Source organism: Maricurvus nonylphenolicus (assembly GCF_042854845.1).
Classification (GTDB): Bacteria; Pseudomonadota; Gammaproteobacteria; order Pseudomonadales; family Cellvibrionaceae; genus Maricurvus; species Maricurvus nonylphenolicus.
The window spans coordinates 495,873-503,604 of sequence record NZ_AP031498.1; the positions used below are offsets into that span (position 1 = coordinate 495,873).

Here is a 7,732-nt window from a genome sequence, read left to right on the forward strand (position 1 = left end):
TCTCTAGTGGCTAGTCTCTAGCTGCTGGTCACTAGTAACTGAAGCGAGGGCCTCACGAGTTGAGGCCCTTTTGCGTATTTGCAAACGTGTGGATTTCTGTAAAAACCTGTATAATCCGCGCGAATTTTGACCACCGCTTATTGAGTTAAAGCAATGACCGACTTATCCAAGTACAGAAATATTGGTATTTTTGCCCACGTTGATGCGGGTAAAACCACTTCCACCGAGCGTATCCTGAAGCTGACCGGTAAGATCCACAAGACCGGTGAAGTTCACGATGGCGAATCTACCACCGACTTTATGGAGCAGGAAGCTGAGCGTGGTATTACCATTCAGTCAGCGGCGACTACCTGTTTCTGGAAAGATCACCGCATGAACATCATCGATACTCCGGGGCACGTTGACTTCACCGTTGAAGTATACCGCTCCCTGAAAGTACTGGATGGTGGTATCGGTGTATTCTGTGGTTCCGGTGGTGTTGAGCCTCAGTCCGAAACCAACTGGCGCTATGCAACCGAATCTGAAGTTGCTCGTCTGATCTTCGTTAACAAGCTGGACCGTATGGGTGCAGATTTCTACCGTGTTGTAGATCAGGTGAAGAAAGTTCTGGGTGCTACCCCACTGGTTATGACTCTGCCAATCGGCATCGAGGATGACTTTACCGGTGTTGTTGACGTACTGAGCCAAAAAGCTTACATCTGGGATGACTCCGGTCTGCCAGAAAACTACGAAGTAACTGACATCCCAGCCGACATGGTTGACGATGCTGCTGCTTACCGCGAAGAGCTGATCGAAACTGCCCTGGAGCAGGACGACGATCTGCTGATGGCTTACATGGAAGGTGAAGAGCCTACCGAAGAACAAATCAAGGCATGTATCCGTAAGGGTACCCGTGACCTGGCCTTCTTCCCAACTTACTGTGGTTCCGCGTTTAAGAACAAGGGTATCCAGCTGATTCTGGATGCGGTTGTTGATTACCTGCCAAGCCCAACTGAAGTTGACCCTCAGCCTCTGACAGATTCTGAAACTGGTGAGCCTACCGGCGAAGTGGCTACCGTATCGACTGAAGAGCCGTTCCGTGCTCTGGCGTTTAAGATCATGGACGACCGTTTTGGTGCCCTGACCTTTATCCGTATCTACTCCGGTGTTTTGAACAAGGGTGACACCATCCTTAACTCTTACACCGGCAAGACCGAGCGTATCGGCCGTATGGTTGAGATGCACGCTGATGAGCGTACTGAGCTGGAAACCGCACAAGCTGGCGACATTATCGCTGTTGTGGGTATGAAGAACGTTCAGACTGGTCACACCCTGTGTGATCCTAAGAACGAGTGTACTCTGGAGCCAATGATCTTCCCTGAGCCAGTAATTTCTATCGCTGTTAAGCCGAAAGACAAAGGCAGCGTTGAGAAAATGGGCATCGCTATTGGTAAGCTGGTTGCAGAAGATCCGTCATTCGTTGTTGAGACCGACGAAGATTCCGGTGAGACCATCCTGAAAGGTATGGGCGAGCTGCACCTGGACATTAAAGTTGACATCATGAAGCGTACTTACGGCGTTGAGCTGGAAGTAGGTGCTCCTCAGGTGGCTTATCGCGAAACCATTACCCAGGAGATTGAAGATACTTATACCCATAAGAAGCAGTCTGGTGGTTCTGGTCAGTTCGGTAAAATCGACTACCGCATCAAACCAGGTGAGCCGGGTACTGGCTTCAAATTCGCTTCTACCGTTGTGGGTGGTAACGTTCCTAAGGAATTCTTCCCTGCAATTGAGAAGGGCTTTGCCAGCATGATGGAAACTGGCCCAATGGCAGGCTTCCCTGTATTGGACGTTGAAGTTGAGCTGTTCGACGGTGGCTACCACGCGGTTGACTCCTCTGCAGTTGCGTTCGAGATTGCAGCGAAAGGTGCTTTCCGTCAGTCCATGCCGAAGGCCGGCGCTCAATTGCTTGAGCCTATCATGAAGGTTGACGTATTCACCCCAGAAGACAACGTGGGTGACGTGATCGGTGACTTGAACCGTCGTCGCGGTATGATCAAAGACCAAGAGCCTGGTACTACCGGTGTTCGCATCAAGGCTGACGTACCTCTGTCAGAGATGTTTGGTTACATTGGTCACCTGCGTACCATTACTTCTGGTCGTGGTCAGTTCTCTATGGAGTTCGCGCACTACATGCCTTGCCCAGCCAATGTGGCCGAGGAAGTGATTGCCGCAGAGAAAGAGAAGAAAGCAGCTAAGTAAGTTTTCACTTACTCTGACTCTTCAAAAACCCGGAGCTTGCTCCGGGTTTTTTGGTTTTTGGGTGCTGGCTTTTTGGCGCCTTTATACAAGGTTGTTGATAAAGGCTGGTTTTCGACGACATTTCTTAAGAATAAAGTGTGAACCACTTATCACTTCACATTCGAGTGTGCTAGCATTGGCGCCTTTATAACCAATAACAACGTCCAGCGTCGAATAGGGGGCGATTCCTTATAAGGCCTTACAAAAGGCAGGGGATCAGGCTCGGCCTGGAGCAAAGGAGACTTATCATGATGCGGAAAGCTTTCGCGCATGTGGTTTTGGGGGTATCGGCGGCGGTTGCGCCTTACGTGGCTGCTGAAGACTTGCTGGATCTCTACAGTCTGGCGCGGGAAAATGATCCCACCTATCAGGCTGGTGTTCACCAGCACTCTGCCTCATCAGAAATCTATTTTCAGTCACGCGCCTCGCTGTTGCCGACCGTTGATATTCTGTTGATGCACTCAGAAACAACCCAGGATATTGTCAGTTCGGATAATCAGGTGTTCCAGAAAGGCTCCGATGATTTCCCGACAGATCGCTATGAGCTGAATCTGACCCAGTCTGTGTACAGTTACACCAACTGGAAAAATTTCGGTAAAGCAAAAGAAGATATTAAGCGTGTTGATGCTGAGCTGGATGCCGTAGAGCAGGATTTGCTGTTGCGCGTTGCTGAGCGTTATTTTGCGGCCTTGGCCGTGCAGGAAGATTATATTTCCATTGAAAGTGAGAAGCTCTCCGTTGAGCATCACTTAAAGCTGGTTAAAGCCAAGCGTAAGAGTGGTCAGGCGCGTCAGACGGATGTGCTGGATGCCCAGGCGCGTTATATGCAAACCCTGTCTCGTGAGTTGGAGATTCGCAGTCGCTTTAAAGATGCGCTGGAAATGTTGCGCGAGATGACTGGGCAAGCACCAGGGACCTTGAAATTGCTGGGTGAGTTGCCGTTGACGGCGCCAACGCCGGCCGACCCGGAAGCCTGGTTTGCCAAGGCAAAAGAATTCAATCCTGAAATTAAGGTGCGCAAATTTGCCACCAGTGCTGCAGAGCAGGAAGTCAAAGTCCGCAAGGGTGGTCATTACCCAACGGTTGATCTGGAAGTGACTTACAGCTCCGAGACCAAAGAAGGTACTGTATTTGGTGGTGGTAGTGAAATTGATGAAACCATCTTTGCGATCAATGTGAATGTGCCGGTATACGCCGGTGGTTCTGTTTCCTCGCAAGTGCGTGAGGCGGTTCAGCTGCACAATCGTGCCAAGGATGAGCTCGAGCTGGAATACCGCGCAGTGCAGCGCCAGACTTTTTCCACTTATGATGGTGTGCTGACAGATATCAGCAAAGTAGAAGCACTGAAAAAATCTGTCGAAGCCTACGAGGCGGGTGTGAACGCCAAGACCATTGGTTACGAGTCTGGTTTGACCAACAGTTTGACTGTCCTGGATGCCGAGCGTGACCTGTTTTTCGCCCGCAGTGAATATGCGCGCGCCCGTTACGGCTATATTCTAAATCAGTTGCGCTTAAAGCGTGCGGTGGGTGTATTAACCCTGGATGCGATTAAGGAAATTAATGATTTCTTGACTGGTGAAGAGTTAAAAGTTTCCTTCCGTGCACCTGCTGTGCCGTTAATCTAAGCGATTTTTATGGCAGGGTTTTCGGCTGAAGATGCCGCTAGCGCCATACTTAAATTTGCTGAAGCCCTGCCCGGTCCCTATGGCTATGAGGCGTCGATAAAATTTATCGGCGCTGAGCTGTTCCAGCATCGTTTCCTGATTACTTTTCCCAAGATAGCCATGCAGCATGGTGCAGATCTTCATGGCTTGTTGCGCTCGTTATCTTTTCCGCAATCATCTTTTTCAGAGCTTGAAAGATTGCTCGACGAAGGCGATATGCTTCATCTGGGGTTCGAGCAGGAAGCGCAGCATTTTCTCTGCAAGCTCTATGTCGAGGATGCTCGTAAAATTCGTGAGATTTGGGCTGCTGATGCGGCTTCTTTGCCAAAACAAGTCAGGGTTCATAGGGCGCTTAAGTGGCGATCTGATAGTGAGCAGTGTATTGCTACGGAATATGATTGGTTGCCTTGTTGTAGTACTGACCAGTTGATCTCTTGTATACAGTCATTGTGCGAAGGTGTCTCTGCTAGTGTATTGCGTCAGTTGCTGGATGTGGCTGCTGTGGAGGCGCCATTGGAGGATCTGCAGTTATTGCGGGTAAGTGAGCCCAATAGCCCGCGTCAGTCATTTGATCTTAACCTCTATGATGCTCAGCTGAGGGTTGCTAGTGTCGAGACGCTGTTGCCGCAGTTGTTCGAATCCGGCGTGCCGGGATTGCTCTCGATGGAGGCATTAAATCCAATTCGCGATAGACTCATGGGTCATATTGCTGCAGGTGTGTCGCGGAGCGGTGAGCGCTTTTTGACGGTATACTATGGGGCCGAACAGCGAGGAAGCTTTGCCCTGTGATCGAATCTCCCGCGCCGCTTGAGCTTTGCCGTGATGGTGAGCCCTGCTTTGACTACTGTATGTGGCCCTATGAGCCGCGTAAGCCCGTTGCCGGAAAGCTGCGGGCCAGTAATCTGCTGTTTCAATCCTTTGCAGTGGCAGGGCTGGCTGATGTGTTAATGCCCGTTTGTTCCGCCTTGCGACAGGCGTTTGGCGAGAATCGCACTGTCTGGGGAGTAAAATACGCTGAGGGCAGGTTATCATGGGAGTTCTATTTCTATGATTACGAGCGTCTGGAGCGTCAGCTGTCCCTCACACGGGTGCTTGAAGTGCTCAAACCTTTTGTTAACTGCGATCTGCAGTTTTCTGAAAACCGTCCCTATTTCATGTTTTCCATTGATCTCGATGCCTCATGGTCGCTTGCCGATAAGCAGCTGGGTGAGGTCAGTATCTATATGGGGAATATCGGCAATCATGTGTCTTCCGGGATTAGTTACGGGCTAACCAAGCAGGGATTGGCGTTCGATAATCTCTATTACTTCTTCGATGGCCAAAAAGAATTCGGCGAGGCAATGGAAAAGTTGGCCTGCTCCGCACACCTGGATTTGCCCGGTTTGGCGTTGTCCGATGTTGCATGGCCTGAAATGCGCGACTGCGGTGTGCTGGTGGTGGCCAATAAGCGTAACTGTGAGGGGATTTATTACGGTCGTGTAGGTGTAGAAAAGCTATTGTGGGCGATGGAGCGTATGGCGATGCCTGCCCCTCTGCAGGATTATATTCGGACCAATCAGCAGCAGCTGGATCATCTGTTGTTTGATGTTGGGATCGACTATCGTATGGAAAACGGTGAGATACGTTTCCTGAAATCCGCCTACTATGGTGTCTTTTGATGGCCTTGTTTCCCCATGACGACTATATCTCGGTAACCCTGGAGTTTCGGTGTAATCTCAAGTGTGTGCACTGCATGATTGAGGGCACCATGGATTATCTGCAGCCGCAGTCCGGTCAGGTGTTCGAGGATGTGTTGGCTGAGCAGCGGCGGAACCAGCGCTGGCAGGGCATTATTTTGACAGGCTCTGAAATTACCTTGCACAAAGAGTTGATCCCCATGGTGGAGGCGGCCAAGCAGGCGGGCTTCAAGCATGTGCGAATTCAGACCCACGGTATGCATCTGGGGCAAGCAAGCTTTTGCGATAGCTTGCTGGAGGCTGGTGTTGATGAGTATTTCGTCAGCGTAGCCGGTGATGATGCTGAGAGCCACGATCGCATCACCCAGGTGGAAGGGGCTTTCGACAAGATGATGGCTGGTATGCGCTATCTGGATCAGTTCGACCATGTCACCCTGATCACCAACACGGTTGTCACAAAGTTAAGCTATGCTCTACTGCCTGCGTTGGTGGAGAATCTGGCCCATTTAAAGCGCTTGCGGCAAATGGAGTTCTGGAATTACTGGCCCATGACGGAGTATGACGATAAAAATCTTATCCCGCGAGTGGCTGATGTGTTGCCCTTTTTGGAGATGGCGGCCGGCAGGGCTCAGGAGCTGGGGCGTGCCGTGGAGATTAAAAACTTCCCTCAGTGTTTACTGGGTGAAAAGGCTCATTTGCTGGATAACGAGCAGCCTCAATTACTGATCGATCCGGCATTTTGGGATCAGTTTAATCGTAATGGTTTCCATCAGTGTCTCTATCGGGAAGAGTGCAGTTCTGTTCAGTGCTTGGGGCTCAATGAGGCCTATACGGCTAAGTACGGCTGGGAAAAGGATCTGGTAAAACCTATTAAGGGTGGCGTGTTGATTGCCCGTTCCTTTAGGTGACGTCATTTTGATGACATATAGTACTTTTCGCTTGAAATTAGTGCGAAATCCGTCACAATTTGCCATTAGCTGAAGTTATCTCTGGAGAGATGCGCTTTAGCTGGATGGGACAAAAATAAATCTAAGAAAATCAATAAGTTGATAGCCATATTGGCGTTTGGGGTAACTAAGTGTCTAAGCAATTATTAATCTATACTCGTGCGCAAGCCGTTTCCAGTCAGCGCCACCGTGAGTGGTCTGTAAAAACCGGCAATACCTATGAGTTTGCTCGCGATGTAAATTCGATTCCGCTGACTGCGGTAGAGTTTATGGCCTCTGCGGCCGATTACCCCATTGTGTTTGCGGGTTCTGATGATCAGCTGATGCCGCTGGCTGTTATGGGTGTGCGTGACAATGAAAACCTCTATATCGATGAAGAGGGCAAGTTGGATGCCGCTTATGCGCCTGCCTTCCTGCGTCGTTACCCATTCGTATTCTCAAGCCAGGATGAAGGCAAGAACTTCACTCTGTGCATCGATGAGACCTTCTCTGGTTGCAACCAGGAGAATGTCGGCGAGCGTCTGTTTGATGCCGAAGGCGAGCAGACCACCTACCTAAACAATGTTCTGGAATTCCTCAAGGAGTACCAGATTCACTTTGCCCGTACCCAGGCCTTTTGCAAGAAGCTTAAAGAGCTTGATTTGCTCCAGCCAATGGGTGCCCAGTTTACTACCCCAGGCGGCGAAAAGCTGACCTTGACCGGTTTCTTTGCTGTGGATCGCAAGAAGCTCAAAGAGCTGCCAGCTGCAGAGCTGGAACTGCTGGTCAAAAATGACGGGATGGAATTGATTTACCTGCACCTGCACTCGCTACGCAACTTCAATTCGATGTTGCAAAAAATTGGCGTTGAAGGTGCTGCCGTAGATGCGTCAGCGGATGAGGCAGAAACTGCTTAAATCATAGCAGTCAATCCAAACGCATAATTACGCGACAGGCCTTCTTGTTTTGCAAGAAGGCCGTTTGCGTATCTATGGGGTAGAAAAAAGTTAGTAGTAACTTCGTTTCTAGGCCCTAAGTATTAATGAATAGTCGTAGGGAATGTAAGGCTTTTAGGGGTTGGTAAGTCTTACGCATTAAAAACTAAAGTACTGTCGTTATCGGCAAAATAGCCCATCACTTGAAGGTTTTGAGGGTGGGTAGGCAGTCAAAAAACAGAGCAGATATC

The 7,732-nt window shown here is 49.9% G+C and carries 6 protein-coding genes; all 6 read left to right on the forward strand.

All coding sequences use genetic code 11. The features are described from left to right. Positions 1 to 153 precede the first annotated feature (153 nt). The 6 genes from fusA (at position 154) to ACGHZ6_RS02250 (ending at position 7,463) form a co-directional block, all read left to right on the forward strand. Entirely contained in the window at positions 154 to 2,241 is a 2,088-nt protein-coding gene (gene fusA / locus ACGHZ6_RS02225; RefSeq protein WP_390617155.1) for an elongation factor G, read from the forward strand. 287 nt (positions 2,242 to 2,528) lie between these two features. Further along, positions 2,529 to 3,905 (forward strand): TolC family outer membrane protein, encoded by a 1,377-nt coding sequence (locus ACGHZ6_RS02230; RefSeq protein ID WP_390617156.1) that lies wholly within the window; start codon positions 2,529 to 2,531, stop codon positions 3,903 to 3,905. A 9-nt stretch (positions 3,906 to 3,914) separates the two neighbouring features. Further along, complete coding sequence (locus ACGHZ6_RS02235) at positions 3,915 to 4,733, forward strand: hypothetical protein (protein ID WP_390617157.1); 819 nt, start codon at positions 3,915 to 3,917, stop codon at positions 4,731 to 4,733. Beyond that, positions 4,730 to 5,602: a hypothetical protein gene (locus ACGHZ6_RS02240; protein ID WP_390617158.1), complete on the forward strand. Its 873-nt coding sequence runs from the start codon at positions 4,730 to 4,732 to the stop codon at positions 5,600 to 5,602. The genes ACGHZ6_RS02235 and ACGHZ6_RS02240 overlap by 4 nt, the downstream gene beginning before the upstream one ends. Further along, positions 5,602 to 6,528, forward strand: a complete 927-nt coding sequence (locus tag ACGHZ6_RS02245; RefSeq protein ID WP_390617159.1) for a radical SAM protein — start codon at positions 5,602 to 5,604, stop codon at positions 6,526 to 6,528. The genes ACGHZ6_RS02240 and ACGHZ6_RS02245 overlap by 1 nt, the downstream gene beginning before the upstream one ends. A 170-nt stretch (positions 6,529 to 6,698) precedes the next feature. After that, positions 6,699 to 7,463, forward strand: coding sequence for a SapC family protein (locus ACGHZ6_RS02250; RefSeq protein ID WP_390617160.1), 765 nt, complete (start codon positions 6,699 to 6,701; stop codon positions 7,461 to 7,463). Positions 7,464 to 7,732 lie beyond the last annotated feature (269 nt).

Bases quoted from the DNA above. Each gene is read 5' to 3' on its own strand.
- fusA (WP_390617155.1), top strand. From the start codon at position 154: ATGACCGACTTATCCAAGTACAGAAATATTGGTATTTTTGCCCACGTT.
- ACGHZ6_RS02230 (WP_390617156.1), top strand. From the start codon at position 2,529: ATGATGCGGAAAGCTTTCGCGCATGTGGTTTTGGGGGTATCGGCGGCG.
- ACGHZ6_RS02235 (WP_390617157.1), top strand. From the start codon at position 3,915: ATGGCAGGGTTTTCGGCTGAAGATGCCGCTAGCGCCATACTTAAATTT.
- ACGHZ6_RS02245 (WP_390617159.1), top strand. From the start codon at position 5,602: ATGGCCTTGTTTCCCCATGACGACTATATCTCGGTAACCCTGGAGTTT.